Below are 15183 nucleotides of genomic sequence, written 5' to 3' on the forward strand. Positions count from 1 at the left end.
GGTGCGTGGGCACCCGCCCGGTGCCGAATATGCACGCCAGCCGACATTCTTTTCTGCTCTTGTGGATTGGGCGGCAGGTGCAATATGCGTGGGGTAGAAGCGTTCGAGCGTCAACTCGATAGAATGAATCCATGCCCGAAGACAAACCCGTTCCCCCCGCGCCGCCCACGGCCCGGCCAGTGCCCGACGACGGGCAGGGAGCGGTCGTTCTCGAGCGCCAGAGCCAGAAGACCGAGCCGCCCCGCATGTACCAGGTGGTGCTGCTCAATGACGACTACACACCGATGGAGTTCGTGGTGATGGTGCTGCAGGAATATTTCAAACGCGATCTCGAAACCGCGACCCAGATCATGCTGAAGATTCACCATGACGGGCGCGGCGTTTGCGGCGTCTACTCGAAAGACGTGGCAGCGACGAAGGTGGAATTGGTGTTGGCCGCCGCAAGGCGTGGCGGCCACCCGTTGCAATGCATTATGGAGGCCGCATGATTGCGCAAGAGCTTGAGGTGAGTCTGCACATGGCGTTCGTCGAGGCGCGCCAGCAGCGCCACGAATTCATCACGGTCGAGCACCTGCTGATGGCGCTGCTCGACAACCCGTCGGCCGCCGAGGTGCTGCGCGCCTGCTCGGCCAACGTCGATGACCTGCGCAAGAGCCTGCTCGGTTTCATCAAGGAGAACACGCCGACCGTCGGCGGCTCCGACGAGGTCGACACGCAGCCCACGCTGGGCTTTCAGCGTGTGATCCAGCGCGCGATCATGCATGTGCAGTCGACCGGCAGTGGCAAGAAGGAAGTGACCGGCGCGAACGTGCTGGTCGCGATCTTCGGCGAGAAGGATTCGCATGCCGTGTACTACCTGCACCAGCAGGGCGTGACGCGCCTCGACGTGGTGAACTTCATCGCCCACGGCATCAAGAAGAGTGACCCGCCCGAGCCTTCGTCGAAGCCGAGCGAAGGCAGCAGCGGTGGCGAAAGCGAGAAGGAAGAAGGCGACGGCAAAGGCTCGCCGCTCGACCAGTTCACGCAGAACCTGAACCAGCTCGCCCGCGACGGCAAGATCGACCCGTTGATCGGGCGTGAACATGAAGTCGAGCGAGTGATCCAGATCCTGTGCCGCCGGCGCAAGAACAACCCGCTGCTGGTGGGCGAGGCCGGTGTGGGCAAGACCGCCATCGCCGAAGGCCTGGCCTGGCGCATCACGCAGAACGACGTGCCCGAGGTGCTGGCCGATTCGGTCGTGTACTCGCTCGACATGGGCGCGTTGCTGGCCGGCACCAAGTACCGCGGTGACTTCGAGCAGCGCCTGAAGGGTGTGCTCAAGCACCTGAAAGACCAGCCGAACGCCGTGCTGTTCATCGACGAGATCCACACGCTGATCGGTGCGGGTGCGGCCTCGGGCGGCACGCTCGACGCGAGCAACCTGCTCAAGCCCGCGCTCAGCTCGGGTGCGATGAAGTGCATCGGCGCGACCACCTTCACCGAGTACCGCGGCATCTTCGAAAAAGACGCGGCCTTGTCGCGGCGCTTCCAGAAGGTCGACGTGGTCGAGCCCTCGGTCGAACAGACGGTCGAGATCCTGAAAGGCCTGAAGTCACGTTTCGAAGAGCACCACAGCGTGAAGTACGCGCTCGGTGCCTTGCAGGCCGCTGCCGAGCTGTCGGCCAAGTTCATCAACGACCGCCACCTGCCCGACAAGGCGATCGACGTGATCGACGAAGCCGGGGCGGCGCAACGCATCCTGCCCAAGAGCAAGCAGAAGAAGACCATCACGCGCAACGAGGTGGAAGAGATCGTCGCCAAGATCGCGCGCATTCCGCCCGCCAGCGTGTCGAACGACGACCGCTCCAAGCTGAAGACACTCGACCGTGACCTGAACAGCGTGGTGTTCGGCCAGGAGCCTGCCGTCGAAGCGATCGCTGCGGCGATCAAGATGGCACGTTCCGGCCTCGGCCGTCCCGACAAGCCGATCGGCTCGTTCCTGTTCAGCGGCCCGACGGGCGTTGGCAAGACCGAAGTCGCGAAGCAACTCGCCTACATCCTGGGAGTGGAGTTGATCCGCTTCGACATGAGCGAGTACATGGAGCGCCATGCGGTGAGCCGCCTCATCGGCGCGCCCCCGGGCTACGTGGGCTTCGACCAGGGTGGCCTGCTGACCGAGGCCATCTCGAAGAAGCCGCACGCGGTGCTGCTGCTCGACGAGATCGAGAAGGCGCACCCGGATGTCTTCAACGTGCTGCTGCAGGTCATGGACCACGGCACGCTGACCGACAACAACGGGCGCAAGGCCGACTTCCGCAGCGTCATCATCATCATGACGACCAACGCCGGCGCCGAGACGATGAACAAGGCGGTGATCGGTTTCACCAACGCGCGCGAGCAGGGCGACGAGATGGCCGACATCAAGCGCCTGTTCACGCCGGAATTCCGCAACCGGCTCGACGCGGTGGTGAGCTTCAAGGCGCTCGACGAAGAGATCATCCTTCGCGTGGTCGACAAGTTCCTGCTGCAGCTGGAAAGCCAGCTTGCCGAGAAGAAGGTCGAGGTCACCTTCACCGACACGTTGCGCAAGCAACTGGCGAAGAAGGGTTTCGACCCGCTGATGGGCGCGCGGCCGATGCAGCGTCTGATCCAGGACACGATCCGCCGTGCGCTGGCCGACGAACTGCTGTTCGGCCGCCTGGTCGACGGGGGTCGTTTGACGGTCGATGTGGACGCCGACGGCAAGCCGGTGCTCGACATCCAGCCGAACAAGAAGAGCGACAAGCCGAAGGCCGAGCCGGCCACGGCGTGATCACTTGCTGCGCACGACGTGAAAGGGGCCCTCGGGCCCCTTTTTCTTTGACCCGCCTCTTAGTGAAACGTGGCCGGGTCCTGCTGGAAGAACCTGCTCAGCAGCGTGTAGAGCGCAGGGTGCTCGGCCTGGAAGTCACGCGGGGCGACGAAGAACGCTTCTGACGCGACCGCGAAGAACTCTTCAGGCGCTTCGGCCGCATAGGGGTCGAGCAGCGTGTATTCGTCGGCGTCGACGCGATCGCAGAAGCGGTCGTATTCGTCGCCCATGACCGCAAGCCATTCTTCCCGCGAAGCGCGGTCGGGCAGGGCAGGCACCCCGTCGGCCAGGCCGTCGCGCATGTCCATCACATGCACGAACTCGTGGATCACGACGTTGTAGCCCTCGGCGGCCGATTCGCCGGCATCTTCCACATCACGCCACGACAGCATCACCGGGCCGCCGTGCATCGCCTCGCCGGAGAGTTCTTCCTCGAAGTGGTGCACGACCCCATCGTCGTCGACCATTTCGCGCTGCGCCACCACCACGTCGGCGTGCACCACGATGCCGACGAAGCCGTCGTACCAGCCCAGCCCGAGGTGCAGCGCCGGCAGGCAGGCCTGGGCGGCGATGCACACCGCCATCAGGTCGTCGACTTCGAGGCCCTGCACGCCATGGAATTCCTTGTCGTCCAGGAACAGCGTGGCCAGTTCGCGCAATCGTGCCACCTCGGCGTCACTGCGCCACGTGAGGAAGGGGAAACGCGCCAGCGCGAGCTGCCACAGCGCGTCGGGAATCGCGCGGTGCTGCAGCGTTCTGGCATCGCGCCAGCGTTTGAACCAGCCGGCCAAGATCAGCCTGCGTCTTGAGGTGCGATGCGGCGCAAGCCGCCGCGCGTCCAGCGCAGCACTTCGGCCCGAGGTGTTGCAGCGTGGTCGAGGTCCCAGTCGCTCAGCACGTGGCGGGTGAAGCCGGCTTGCAGCAACTGGTCCGCGGGGCGGTGGGTGTGGCCGTGCACGAGCGCGGGCGCATTGGCCACGCGCATCCACTCGAGAGTCGCAGCCGGGTCGAGATCGAACCATTCGCCCTGCATCGTTCCATGGCGGCGCTCGCTCTCGTGGCGCACTTCGCGCGCCAGAGCGCGCCGCTCGGCGAGCGGCCGCGCGAGCACCGATGCTTGCCAGGCCGGGCTGCGCACCATCGTGCGAAACCGCTGGTAGTCGGTGTCGGCGAGGCACAGCGCGTCGCCGTGGCTGAGCAATACACGTTCGCCGAAGGCCGTCACGACGGTGGGGTCGGCGAGGGCTTTCACCTTGCAGGCCGAGAGCATGTCGGCGCCGACCAGAAAGTCGCGGTTGCCGACCATGAACGCGACGGGTCGCGCTTCGGCCGCGCTGCGCAGCACCGCGGCGCACAGCGCTTCGAAGCCCTCGAAGCGTGCGTCGTCGCCGACCCACACCTCGAACAGGTCGCCGAGGATGAACACCGCGTCGGCCCGCGTCGAGCGCATGTAGCGCGCCCAGGCCTCGAAAGCACGCGGTGTGTCGGCGGCCAGGTGCAGGTCGCTGATGAAGTCGATCGCCTGCCAGTCGCCAGGCGCGTCGAAAGCGCCGAGCGCGGGCAGGGCGAGCGCTGTCACCGCCGGCTCTCGTGCGTCAGCTCAGACGCGCGACGCGCGGACGATCGTCACGTCTTCGAGCGGCACGTCGCTGTGGCCGCCCTTGCTGCCGGTCTTGACCTTCTCGATCGCATCAACCACTTCGCTGCCCGACACCACCTTGGCGAACACCGCGTAACCCCAGCCCGAAGCCGTTTCGGCGGTGAAGTTCAGGAAGTTGTTGTCGGTCGCGTTGATGAAGAACTGCGAGCTGGCCGAGTGCGGTGCCGAGGTGCGCGCCATGGCCAGGGTGTAGCGGTCGTTCTTCAGCCCGTTATTGGCTTCGTTGACGATGGTCGCGTTGGTCGACTTCTGCTTCATGCCGGGCTCGAAACCGCCGCCCTGGATCATGAAGCCGGGAATCACGCGGTGGAACACCGTGCCGTTGTAGTGGCCGGCGTCGACGTACTCGAGGAAGTTCTTCGACGAGATCGGCGCTTTCACTTCATCGAGCTGGACGCGGATCGTGCCCTTGCTGGTTTCGAGGTCGACTTGGGTGCTCATGTTCATTTCTCCAGGGTGGCGGTTTTGATGGTGACGGGTTCGACCGGCACGTCACCGTGCGGCCCCTTGTTGGCGGTGGCCACGACGCGGATCTTGTCGACCACGTCCATGCCCGAGACGACTTTGCCGAACACGGCGTAGCCGTTGCCGTCGCGCGCGTTGGCGGCGTCGAGGAAAGTGTTGTCTTTCACGTTGATGAAGAACTGCGCGGTGGCCGAGTTCGGGTCGTTGGTGCGTGCCATCGCGACGGTGCCGCGCTCGTTGTTCAGGCCGTTCTTGCTCTCGAGCGGGATCGGCGCGCGGGTGGGCTTTTCTTTCATGTCGGCGTTCATGCCCCCGCCCTGGATCATGAAGTTCGGGATCACGCGGTGGAACACCGTGCCGTTGTAGTGCCCGGCTTTCACGTACTGCAAGAAGTTGTCGACCGACTTCGGCGCCTTGGCGGCGTCGAGCTCGATCACGATGTCGCCGGCCGAGGTGGCGAGCTTGACCTTCTGTGCGAAGGCCGAAACGCTGGTGCCGAGCGCCGCGGCCATCAGCGCGATGCCGGCCCAGCGGGAAAGGCGGTGTGTCATGGTCTGTCTCCTTCGTGTGAGTGGATTCGGTTCGAACTCATCGCGCCGGCGTGTCGGCGCCCTGCGCGACACGCGGCTTGCTCTTGAACAGTTCGCGCACCAGCGCGAGCTTGGCCGGCACGCTCACGTTGCGCGGGTCGAGCTGCAGGGCACGCGCGTACGACTGCGCGGCGAGCGTGGAGTACACATCGCCCAGGTTCTCGTGCGCGGTGGCATAGCCGGGGTTGGCGCGCAAGGCCTGCTCGAGCGTGGCACGCGCCTTGTTGTAGTCGCCGGTCGCGGCGTAGATGGCGGCCAGGTTGTTGTAGGGCTCGGCGAGGTCGGGGTAGTCTTCGGTGAGCTTCTGGAACAACTCGATGGCCTCGGGGTAGCGCTTGGCGTCGGCCAGCATCACGCCCTTGAGAAAACGCATCGGCGGGTCTTTGGGCGTGAGCGCCAGGAACTCGTCGGCACGTTGCATGGCCGCCGCCGACTGGCCCGAATAGTGCAGGCTGTGCACATCGCTCAGGGCATCGGCGCGCACCGGCAGGCTGGCGCAGAACATCACGAACAGCAACGATCCGGCAAGCAGTTGGGGCAAACGAATCATCGGCGTCCGCAAAGACGAAACTGGCGTGAAAATGTGGTGGGGTTCAGCGCGGATGGCGCGGTGGTCGCGGCCCGCTATACTGAAACGATTGTAGTGCAGGCCTCTCGTTCGCAGGCTTGTGCGGGGCCGGTTGCAGGCGTGTGGCAGCAGCTTCGTCCCACCCCCACCGACCCGACCCGAAGCCCCGCGAGCCCTGTGCTGCAAAGGGCCTGAAATTGCCCATCGGCCCATGTCACTTCGCATTCACAACACCCTGACCAGGGAGCTGGTGAGCTTCACGCCGATCGAACCGGGCCACGTGCGCATGTACGTGTGCGGCATCACCATCTACGACCTGTGCCATGTGGGGCACGCACGCATGATGGTCGCGTTCGACCTGATCTACGGCTGGCTGCGCACGCTCGGTTACCGCGTGACCTACGTGCGCAACATCACCGACATCGACGACAAGATCATCCGGCGCGCGCTCGAGCGCAACATTCCCATTCGGCAGCTGACCGACGAGATGGTGCAGGCGATGTACACCGATCTCGACGCGCTCGGCGTGGCCCGCCCCACGCACGAACCGCGCGCCACCGAGCACGTGCCGCAGATGCTCGCGATGATCGGCGCGCTTGAAGCCAAGGGCCTGGCCTACCGTTCGTCCAATGGCGACGTGAACTATGCGGTGCGCAAGTTCCCCGGCTACGGCAAGCTGTCGGGCAAGTCGATCGATGAGTTGCGTTCCGGCGAGCGCGTGGCCGTGCTGGACGGCAAGGAAGACCCGCTCGACTTCGTGCTCTGGAAGGCGGCCAAGCCCGAAGAACCCGAAGACGCGAAGTACCCGTCGGGCTACGGTGTCGGCCGGCCGGGCTGGCACATCGAGTGCTCGGCGATGGCCTGCGCCTTGCTCGGCGAACAGTTCGACCTGCATGGTGGTGGCATGGACCTGCAGTTCCCGCACCACGAGAACGAGATCGCGCAGAGCGAAGGCGCGAACGGCAAGCCGCCGGCGGCGGTGTGGGCGCACAACGGGCTGCTGAACGTCGACCACGTGAAGATGTCGAAGTCGCTCGGCAACTTCTTCACCATTCGCGAAGTGCTCGAAAAGTTCGATGGCGAGACGATCCGGTTCTTCATGCTGCGCACGCACTACCGCAGCCCGTTCAACTTCAGCGACGTCACCCTCGACGACGCGCGCAACTCGCTGCGCCGCCTGTACACGGCGCTCGACGGGCTCGACGTGCCGGCAGCGCCGGTCGACTGGGCCGAGCCGCGCGCCGCGGCCTTCCGCGACGCGATGAACGACGACTTCAACACCCCGGTGGCGATGGCGGTGCTGTTCGAGCTGGCCGGTGAGGTCAACCGCACACGCTCGCTGGAGTCCGCCGGTTTGCTGAAGAGCCTGGCCGCCACGCTCAACTTTTTGCAGCAGCCGCCGCGGGCCTACCTGCAAGCCGGCAACACGCTGAGTGAGGCCAGCATCGACGAACGCATTGCGGCCCGTGCGGCGGCGAAGGCGGCGCGCGATTTCGCGCTCGCCGACCAGATCCGCCAAGACCTGCTGGCGCAAGGCATCGTGCTGCAAGACTCGCCGCAAGGCACCACCTGGACGAAAGCCTGACCGTGGTGAAAGCCGGCAAAGCAGAGGGCTCGGGCACCGAGCCGGAGATCACGCCCGAGTACTGGGACGAAGCCTGCAAGCACCTCGGCAAGCGCGACCGTGTGATGCGCAAGCTGATCCCGCAGTTCGGCGAAGGCCGCCTGCAAAGCCGCGGTGACGCGTTCACCACGCTGGCGCGGTCGATCGTGGGCCAGCAGATCTCGGTGAAAGCGGCGCAGTCGGTCTGGGACCGTTTCGTGGCGCTCGTGAAAGAACGGTCCACGCGCCTGGCGCCGGCCTCGGTGCTCGCACTCGAAGCGAGCGTGATGCGCACGGCCGGCCTGTCGGCGCGCAAGGTCGAATACCTGAGCGACCTGGCGCAGCACTTCGAATCGGGCACCGTGCATGTGCGCCAATGGCAGCAGATGGACGACGAAGCCATCATCGAAGAGCTGGTCGCGATCCGCGGCATCGGCCGCTGGACGGCCGAGATGTTCCTGATCTTCCACCTGATGCGCCCAAACGTGCTGCCGCTCGACGACCTTGGCCTGCTCAAGGGCATCAGCCTGAACTACTTCAGCGGCGAGCCGGTGTCGCGGGCCGAAGCCCGCGAAGTGGGCGATGCCTGGGCGCCGTTCCGCTCGGTGGCCACGTGGTACATCTGGCGCAGCCTCGACCCGCTGCCGGTAGACTACTGAGCTTCGGAGCCGACCCCTTCGACTTGAAGGATCCAACGAATGAGCAAACGACACTTCCTCGATTTCGAGCAACCGGTCTCGGACCTCGAATCGAAGATCGAAGAGTTGCGCTATGTGCAGAACGAGTCGGCCGTCGACATCTCTGAAGAGATCGACCGCCTCGGCAAGAAGAGCCTGCAACTCACCAAAGACATCTACTCGAGCCTGTCGCCCTGGCAGGTGACGCAGATCGCGCGCCACCCGCAGCGGCCGTACACGCTCGACTACGTGAACGAGCTGTTCACCGACTTTCAGGAGCTGCACGGTGACCGCCACTTCGCCGACGACCAGTCGATCGTCGGCGGCCTGGCGCGCTTCAATGGCCAGGCCTGCATGGTGCTCGGGCACCAGAAGGGGCGCGACACTAAGGAGCGTGGCCTGCGCAACTTCGGCATGTCGCGGCCCGAGGGTTACCGCAAGGCCTTGCGCCTGATGAAGCTGGCCGAGAAGTTCGGCCTGCCGGTGTTCACCTTCGTCGACACACCCGGCGCCTACCCCGGCATCGGCGCCGAAGAGCGCGGCCAGTCGGAAGCGATCGGCCGCAACATCTTCGAGATGGCGCAGCTCGAGGTGCCGATCATCGTCACCATCATCGGCGAAGGCGGCTCGGGCGGCGCGCTCGCCATCAGCGTCGGCGACCAGCTGCTGATGCTGCAGTACTCGATCTATTCGGTGATCTCGCCCGAAGGCTGCGCGTCGATCCTGTGGAAGACCTCGGAACGCGCTTCCGACGCGGCCGAAGCGCTCGGCATCACCGCGCACCGGCTGAAAGCGCTCGGCCTCGTCGACAAGATCGTCAACGAGCCGGTGGGTGGCGCGCACCGCGACACCAAGCAGATGGCGGCTTTCCTGAAGCGGGCGCTGAACGACGCGCTGCGCCAGGTGAGCGACCTGAGCACCAAGGATCTGCTGAAGCGCCGCTACGAGCGGCTCCAGGCCTACGGCCGCTTCAGCGACACCAAGGAAACCTGAGCGCGGCGAAGGTGGGCGAGCGCTCGATTGCAGTCGCCTGGAGTGGTGGCCGCGACTCGACGGCGCTCTTGCACGCGACGCTGATCGAAGCGGCAGCGCTGGGCGCGAAGGTCTTCGCGCTGCACGTGCATCACGGTCTGAGCCCGAACGCCGATGCCTGGTTGGCCTTCTGCGCAGCGCAGAGCGCGCGCTGGGCCAAGCGTGGTCTGCCGATCAGCTTCATCCACACCCGCCTTGCCACGGCGCCCGCGCCGGGCGAGAGCGTCGAGGCCTGGGCGCGGCAAGTGCGCTACCGTGCCCTGCGGACCATGGCGCTGGCCAACGGCGTCTCGGTCGTGTTGCTCGCTCACCATCGGCGTGACCAGGCCGAGACTTTTCTGCTGCAGGCCTTGCGCGGCGCGGGCATGGCGGGGCTGGCCGGCATGCCGGCGAGCGTGGAGCGTGACGGCGTCACCTGGCAGCGCCCCTGGCTCGCGAAAGCGCGCGAAGACATTGAAGCCTATGTGCGGCGCCATCGGCTGAAGCACATCGACGACGAGAGTAATACCGACCGGCGGTTCGCGCGCAACCGCTTGCGCTTGGACGTGTGGCCCGCGCTGTCGCAGGCTTTCGATCAAGCCGAAGCGAGCCTGGCCACAGCGGCCGGCTGGGCGCACGAAGCGCGCAGTGCGCTCGCGGAACTGGCGATGATCGATCTCGGTCAGGTGGCAAACGAGCACGGCCTGCAACTCGCCCCCTGGCTGGCGCTCTCGGCGCCCCGGCGCAGCAACGTCTTGCGTGCCTGGCTGGCGGCGCGGGCCGGGCGCTCGGCCGAGGCCAGCCTGGTCGCGCGGCTGCTGCACGAGCTGCCCGCGGCGCGCAGCGCGCGTTGGCCGGCGCCGGGCGGGGAGTGGCGGCTGTACCGAGGTGTGCTGACGTTCACCGCAGCGAGCCTCACGCCAGTGGCGGCAGCGCCCGTGCGCGAAACGCGGCTCGGCGTGACGCGCACTGGCCGCCACGACTTGCCGGGCTGGGCCGGCTGCCTGCACGTGGAACACACGCCCGGCGACGGCGTTCCTCTGGCCTGGCTGGCCCGCCTGGAGTTGCGGCCGCGCGTCGGCGCCGAACAATTTCAGAGCGGCGTCGGGCGCCCTCCGCGCAGCCTGAAAAAGCAATTCCAGAGCGCCGGCGTTCCCGAATGGGAGCGGGCTGGCCCCTTGCTCTACAGCGGTGGTCAGCTCGTCTTCGTGCCCGGCCTCGGCCTCGACTCGCGCGTGCTCGGCTTGCCCGGGCAAGCGCTGGTCTGCCTGCGCTGGGAAGCGCTGACGCCCGAGGCTGGCTGAGCTTGGTCTGCTGCACCGCAGCAAGCTAGAATCGCAGGCTCGCCTCCGGGCGTGGTGTTCCTTCTGCACGCGATTTCGCACCTTCACATGGCACTCATCGTTCACAAGTACGGCGGCACCTCGATGGGCTCGACCGAGCGCATTCGCCTGGTCGCCAAGCGCGTCGCCAAGTGGGCACGCGCCGGTCACCAGATGGTCGTGGTTCCTTCGGCGATGAGCGGGGAAACGAACCGCCTGCTCGGCCTGGCGAAAGAACTTTCGCCCGCCGCCACCACTGACGAGCTGCTGCGCGAGCTCGACGTGATCGCCGCCACTGGCGAGCAGGTGTCGGTCGGTCTGCTGGCGATCGCGCTGCAGGCCGAAGGCATGCAGGCCGTGAGCTACGCCGGATGGCAGGTGCCGATCGCGACCGATTCTGCGTTCACGAAGGCGCGCATCCAGAGCATCGACGACACACGCGTGCGCGCCGATCTGGCCGCTGGCAAGGTCGTGGTGATCACGGGATTTCAAGGCGCCGACGGCGACGGCAACATCACCACGCTGGGCCGTGGTGGCTCCGACACCTCGGCCGTGGCCGTGGCCGCCGCCATGAAGGCCGACGAGTGCCTGATCTACACCGACGTCGACGGCGTCTACACCACCGACCCGCGCATCGTGGCCGAAGCGCGCCGCCTCACGACCATCAGCTTCGAAGAGATGCTCGAGATGGCGAGCCTGGGCTCTAAGGTGCTGCAGATCCGCTCGGTCGAGTTTGCCGGCAAGTACCGCGTGCCGCTGCGTGTGCTCTCGAGCTTCACGCCCTGGGACATCGACATCGTCGAAGAAGCGAAGTCGGGCACCCTGATCACCTTTGAGGAAGACGAAAAAATGGAACAAGCCGTTGTCTCGGGCATCGCCTTCAACCGCGACGAAGCCAAGATCAGCCTGATGGGCGTGACCGACAAACCCGGCATCGCGCACCTCATTCTCGGCCCGGTGGCCGACGCGAACATCGACGTCGACGTGATCATCCAGAACATCTCGCACGACGGCCGCACCGACTTCTCTTTCACCGTGCACCGCAACGACTACCAGCGCACGCTCGACCTGCTGAAGGCCAAGGTGCTGCCGCTCACCGGCGCCACCGACCTGGTCGGCGACGCGAAGATCTGCAAGGTCAGCATCGTCGGCATCGGCATGCGCTCGCACGTGGGCGTGGCGAGCCGCATGTTCCGGGTGCTGAGCGAAGAGGGCATCAACATCCAGATGATCACCACGAGCGAGATCAAGACCAGCGTCGTGATCGACGAGAAGTACATGGAGCTCGCGGTGCGTGCCCTGCACAAGGCGTTCGACCTCGACCAGCCGCCGGCGGCGCACTGATCGGAAGACCCGCGCGCCGAGGTTAGAATGCGCGCTGATTGCTGATGTGAACGGAGCTGTGACCGAGTGGCCGAAGGTGCTCCCCTGCTAAGGGAGTATGTGGGCAAAACCTGCATCGAGGGTTCGAATCCCTCCGGCTCCGCCAGAAGCGCAAACGAGAAGGCCCCGCAAGGGGCCTTTTTCATGGCCGGGCGGAACGAGCGAAGACGGCGCGGGATGCGCCGTTTTCCGTGGCTCGCATGGCCGTTTGTCTTACGTGGCTCTGCTGACGCCGATTCGATACTTCGTTGCATCGCCCGTCACCCGACGGGCGCCGGAGTTCCGCCATGCCGATGCTTCAAGCCCGTTCGCTCGTCGCGATGCCGCCGTCAGGCGCTTCGCGCCTGACCTTCAGACGCCTGCGCCGCCCGACGCGCCTGCCGACGATCGGCACGGCCACGCCGTGGCAGCAGCTGTGGTCATGGCTGGCGCGAATCGCGGGCCGCTGAGCCCACTCAACCCATTAGACAGGATCACACATGAACGAAGAGACCAGAGTGCCAGGCGACAACGCCGGCGAGCGCGAGAAGCTGTGGGCGTTGATCAAGGACATCCGCTTCGCGATGTTCACCACCCGGCACCAGAACGGCCACCTGCACTCGCGGCCGATGACCACGCAGAACAGCAAGCTCGAAGAAGACTCGAGCCTGTGGTACTTCATGTCGCGCAGCGGCGAGCCGGTGGCTGATCTGACCACCGACCCGGTCGTGAACGTGGTGTACGCCGACCCGGGTGAAGACAGCTACGTCTCCGTCTCCGGCCTTGCCGCGGTGATCGAAGACGCGGCCAAGAAGCGCCAGCTCTGGAGCAAGCTGAACGAAGCCTGGTTCCCCGGTGGTCCGACCGACCCTGATCTCGCGCTCGTTCAGGTGAAGATCGTGCACGCGCACTACTGGGACGTGAAGGAAAGCCAGATCGTCCAGCTGTTCAAGATGGCCAAGGCGGCGATCACGGGCACGCCGCCCACGGGCATGGGCGAGCAGGGCGAGATCCGCATGCGCTGAGCGCGGCCATGTCCGTCTTTTTCGACATCACCCACACCACGCACTACCAGTACCACCAACCGGTGCAGCTGGGCGAGCACCGTGTGATGTTCCGCCCGCGTGGCAGCCACGACCTGCGCGTGCTCGCCACCGACATGAAGGTCACGCCCGAGCCGCTCGACATCCGGCTGATCCAGGACGTGTACTCCAACTCGGTCGCACTGGTTCAGCCACAGAGCCCGGCGACAGAACTGAAGATCGAGTGTTCGTTCTCGGTCGAACACACGGGCACACGTGCCCTCGACCTGCCACTCGATCCGGCCGCCTCGCAGTACCCGTTCGACTACGGCGCAGAAGACCGCATCGCGCTGCAGCACTGCCTGCAACCCTACTTCGACGACCCTTCGGGCGAGCTCGTCGCGTGGGCCCGCCAGTTCATCCGCAGCGACGGGCCGACCGACACGCGCCAGTTGCTCGTCGACATGACGCAGTTCATCCGGCAGTCGATGGCCTACGTGGCGCGGCTCGACGAGGGTGTGCAAACGCCTTACGACACGCTGCGCCTGCAGTCGGGCACCTGCCGCGACTTTGCGACGCTGATGATCGAAGCAGTGCGGCGTCTCGGTTATGCAGCCCGCTTCGTTTCGGGCTACCTGTACACACCCTGGCTCGACAACCCCGACGCACCGGTCGTGGGCGCGGGCGCGACGCACGCCTGGGTTCAGGTCTACCTGCCGGGTGCGGGCTGGATCCCGTTCGACCCGACCAACAACCTGATCGGCGGCACCGACCTGATCCGCGTCGGCGTGGCCCGCCACGCCAGCCTGGCTTCGCCGGTGAGCGGCGCGTGGCACGGCTACCCGGGTGACTTCGGCGGCATGTTCGTCGACGTGCAGGTGCGTCGCCGCTGAGTTGGGCAGGGTTCGCATGGCGGCGCATTGCCGCTCGCAGTAGAACTGTATATATTCACAGTATGCAGTTCGACCCCGACCCTTCGATGCCGGCGCCTGCCTCGCTCAAGGGGCGGGGCACGATCTGGGCGATCGAGCACCGTTTTGCGCGCGACGAGCGCGAGGCCGTCGACGACGGCTGGGGCACGCTCGATCAGCAGTCGCAGGAAGAACACCTGCCGCCCAGCACGCAGATCATCGAAGAGCGCGTCAAGTCGATCCTCGCCAGCAATGACTCGCCCGACATCTCGTTCGACCTGTCGATCAACCCTTACCGCGGCTGCGAGCACGGCTGCGTGTACTGCTTCGCGCGGCCCACCCACAGCTACCTGAACATGTCGCCGGGGCTCGACTTCGAGACCCGCATCGTCGCCAAGGTCAATGCGGCCGAGCGGCTGCGCGAGGCTTTCGCCGGCCGCAGCTACGAGCCGCTGCTGCTCAACATCGGCTCGGCGACCGACGCCTACCAGCCCGCCGAACGCAAGTTGCGCATCACCCGCTCGGTGATCGAGCTGATGGCCGAATGCAGCCATCCTTTTTCGCTCGTCACCAAATCATCGGGCGTGGAGCGCGACATCGACCTGCTGGCGCCGATGGCGGCGCGGCGCCTGGCGGCGGTGTACGTGTCTGTCACGTCGCTCGACGCGTCGCTGTCGCGCATCCTCGAGCCTCGCGCCGCATCGCCGCAGCGCCGGTTGCGCACCATCGAGACACTGGCCAAGGCCGGCATTCCGGTCGGCGTGAGCGTGTCGCCGATCATCCCGTTCATCAACGAGCCCGAACTCGAACGCATTCTTGAAGCGGCCGCGGCGGCCGGTGCCCGGTCGGCGTTCAGCGTCGTGCTGCGTCTGCCCTGGGAAGTGAACCCGCTGTTTCAGCAATGGCTGGCCCGGCACTTCCCGGAACGCGCCGAGCGTGTGATGGCCAGGGTGCGAGAAATGCGTGGCGGCCGCGACTACGACGCGAAGTTCGGCGCGCGCATGCGCGGTGAAGGCGTCTGGGCGCAGCTGCTCACGCAGCGTTTCCAGAAGGCTGCGGCGCGTTTCGGGCTGAACCGCCAGCGCGTCGAGCTCGACCTCACGCAATTCCGCAAACCGCTGCGGGCCCGCGACGACGGGCAGGCCGATCTGTTCGGCTGAAC

At 66.1% G+C, this 15183-nt stretch carries 16 protein-coding genes and 1 tRNA gene; 12 read left to right on the forward strand and 5 right to left on the reverse strand.

Features of this window, described 5'->3' with window-relative positions; translation table 11 throughout:
* The first annotated feature begins 131 nt into the window (after positions 1–131).
* A complete protein-coding gene (clpS, locus tag AC30PD_RS02115) occupies positions 132–488 on the forward strand; it encodes an ATP-dependent Clp protease adapter ClpS (protein ID WP_489533980.1) in 357 nt (118 codons plus the stop codon).
* A complete protein-coding gene (gene clpA, locus AC30PD_RS02120; protein WP_489533981.1) occupies positions 485–2791 on the forward strand; it encodes an ATP-dependent Clp protease ATP-binding subunit ClpA in 2307 nt (768 codons plus the stop codon). The genes clpS and clpA overlap by 4 nt, the downstream gene beginning before the upstream one ends.
* Before the next feature lie 59 nt (positions 2792–2850).
* Here the strand turns inward: clpA and AC30PD_RS02125 are convergent, their stop codons facing one another.
* From AC30PD_RS02125 to AC30PD_RS02145, 5 genes are all read right to left on the reverse strand, one after another.
* Complete coding sequence (locus tag AC30PD_RS02125) at positions 2851–3624, reverse strand: M90 family metallopeptidase (protein ID WP_489534116.1); 774 nt, start codon at positions 3622–3624, stop codon at positions 2851–2853.
* Positions 3624–4409, reverse strand: coding sequence for a UDP-2,3-diacylglucosamine diphosphatase (locus AC30PD_RS02130; protein ID WP_489533982.1), 786 nt, complete (start codon positions 4407–4409; stop codon positions 3624–3626). Before AC30PD_RS02130 ends, AC30PD_RS02125 begins: the two co-directional genes overlap by 1 nt.
* Positions 4410–4430: 21 nt before the next feature.
* Positions 4431–4931 carry a peptidylprolyl isomerase gene (locus AC30PD_RS02135; RefSeq protein ID WP_489533983.1) on the reverse strand — a complete coding sequence of 167 codons (501 nt, stop codon included), beginning with the start codon at positions 4929–4931 and terminating at the stop codon, positions 4431–4433.
* Between the two features lie 2 nt (positions 4932–4933).
* Positions 4934–5467 carry a peptidylprolyl isomerase gene (locus AC30PD_RS02140; protein WP_489534117.1) on the reverse strand — a complete coding sequence of 178 codons (534 nt, stop codon included), beginning with the start codon at positions 5465–5467 and terminating at the stop codon, positions 4934–4936.
* A 76-nt stretch (positions 5468–5543) separates the two neighbouring features.
* Positions 5544–6095, reverse strand: a complete 552-nt coding sequence (locus tag AC30PD_RS02145; RefSeq protein ID WP_489533984.1) for a tetratricopeptide repeat protein — start codon at positions 6093–6095, stop codon at positions 5544–5546.
* A gap of 229 nt (positions 6096–6324) precedes the next feature.
* Between AC30PD_RS02145 and cysS the strand changes: the two genes are divergently transcribed.
* From cysS to AC30PD_RS02195, 10 genes are all read left to right on the forward strand, one after another.
* Positions 6325–7698, forward strand: coding sequence for a cysteine--tRNA ligase (cysS, locus tag AC30PD_RS02150; protein WP_489533985.1), 1374 nt, complete (start codon positions 6325–6327; stop codon positions 7696–7698).
* Between the two features lie 5 nt (positions 7699–7703).
* Positions 7704–8375: a DNA-3-methyladenine glycosylase family protein gene (locus tag AC30PD_RS02155; protein WP_489533986.1), complete on the forward strand. Its 672-nt coding sequence runs from the start codon at positions 7704–7706 to the stop codon at positions 8373–8375.
* A 39-nt stretch (positions 8376–8414) separates the two neighbouring features.
* Positions 8415–9386 carry an acetyl-CoA carboxylase carboxyltransferase subunit alpha gene (locus tag AC30PD_RS02160; RefSeq protein WP_489533987.1) on the forward strand — a complete coding sequence of 324 codons (972 nt, stop codon included), beginning with the start codon at positions 8415–8417 and terminating at the stop codon, positions 9384–9386.
* 11 nt (positions 9387–9397) lie between these two features.
* Positions 9398–10708, forward strand: coding sequence for a tRNA lysidine(34) synthetase TilS (gene tilS / locus AC30PD_RS02165; RefSeq protein WP_489533988.1), 1311 nt, complete (start codon positions 9398–9400; stop codon positions 10706–10708).
* An 87-nt stretch (positions 10709–10795) separates the two neighbouring features.
* Positions 10796–12070: an aspartate kinase gene (locus AC30PD_RS02170; protein ID WP_489533989.1), complete on the forward strand. Its 1275-nt coding sequence runs from the start codon at positions 10796–10798 to the stop codon at positions 12068–12070.
* 52 nt (positions 12071–12122) lie between these two features.
* Positions 12123–12215 (forward strand) — tRNA-Ser (locus AC30PD_RS02175).
* A gap of 181 nt (positions 12216–12396) precedes the next feature.
* Positions 12397–12558 carry a hypothetical protein gene (locus AC30PD_RS02180; RefSeq protein WP_489533990.1) on the forward strand — a complete coding sequence of 54 codons (162 nt, stop codon included), beginning with the start codon at positions 12397–12399 and terminating at the stop codon, positions 12556–12558.
* A 30-nt stretch (positions 12559–12588) separates the two neighbouring features.
* Positions 12589–13113 carry a pyridoxamine 5'-phosphate oxidase family protein gene (locus AC30PD_RS02185; RefSeq protein WP_489533991.1) on the forward strand — a complete coding sequence of 175 codons (525 nt, stop codon included), beginning with the start codon at positions 12589–12591 and terminating at the stop codon, positions 13111–13113.
* Positions 13114–13121: 8 nt separating this feature from the next.
* Positions 13122–14003: a transglutaminase family protein gene (locus tag AC30PD_RS02190; RefSeq protein ID WP_489533992.1), complete on the forward strand. Its 882-nt coding sequence runs from the start codon at positions 13122–13124 to the stop codon at positions 14001–14003.
* Positions 14004–14065: 62 nt separating this feature from the next.
* Positions 14066–15181: a PA0069 family radical SAM protein gene (locus AC30PD_RS02195; protein WP_489533993.1), complete on the forward strand. Its 1116-nt coding sequence runs from the start codon at positions 14066–14068 to the stop codon at positions 15179–15181.
* Positions 15182–15183 lie beyond the last annotated feature (2 nt).

Origin of the sequence: Rhizobacter sp. (assembly GCF_032229685.1) — a bacterium.
GTDB lineage: Bacteria > Pseudomonadota > Gammaproteobacteria > Burkholderiales > Burkholderiaceae_C > LMDS01.

What these genes read in the sequence shown, in the direction of transcription:
- clpA (WP_489533981.1), top strand. Translation starts at nt 485, where the DNA reads ATGATTGCGCAAGAGCTTGAGGTGAGTCTGCACATGGCGTTCGTCGAG.
- AC30PD_RS02140 (WP_489534117.1), bottom strand. Translation starts at nt 5,467, where the DNA reads ATGGCCGCGGCGCTCGGCACCAGCGTTTCGGCCTTCGCACAGAAGGTC.
- AC30PD_RS02190 (WP_489533992.1), top strand. Translation starts at nt 13,122, where the DNA reads ATGTCCGTCTTTTTCGACATCACCCACACCACGCACTACCAGTACCAC.
- clpS (WP_489533980.1), top strand. Translation starts at nt 132, where the DNA reads ATGCCCGAAGACAAACCCGTTCCCCCCGCGCCGCCCACGGCCCGGCCA.
- AC30PD_RS02135 (WP_489533983.1), bottom strand. Translation starts at nt 4,931, where the DNA reads ATGAGCACCCAAGTCGACCTCGAAACCAGCAAGGGCACGATCCGCGTC.
- AC30PD_RS02180 (WP_489533990.1), top strand. Translation starts at nt 12,397, where the DNA reads ATGCCGATGCTTCAAGCCCGTTCGCTCGTCGCGATGCCGCCGTCAGGC.
- AC30PD_RS02145 (WP_489533984.1), bottom strand. Translation starts at nt 6,095, where the DNA reads ATGATTCGTTTGCCCCAACTGCTTGCCGGATCGTTGCTGTTCGTGATG.
- AC30PD_RS02185 (WP_489533991.1), top strand. Translation starts at nt 12,589, where the DNA reads ATGAACGAAGAGACCAGAGTGCCAGGCGACAACGCCGGCGAGCGCGAG.
- cysS (WP_489533985.1), top strand. Translation starts at nt 6,325, where the DNA reads ATGTCACTTCGCATTCACAACACCCTGACCAGGGAGCTGGTGAGCTTC.
- AC30PD_RS02160 (WP_489533987.1), top strand. Translation starts at nt 8,415, where the DNA reads ATGAGCAAACGACACTTCCTCGATTTCGAGCAACCGGTCTCGGACCTC.
- AC30PD_RS02170 (WP_489533989.1), top strand. Translation starts at nt 10,796, where the DNA reads ATGGCACTCATCGTTCACAAGTACGGCGGCACCTCGATGGGCTCGACC.
- AC30PD_RS02195 (WP_489533993.1), top strand. Translation starts at nt 14,066, where the DNA reads ATGCAGTTCGACCCCGACCCTTCGATGCCGGCGCCTGCCTCGCTCAAG.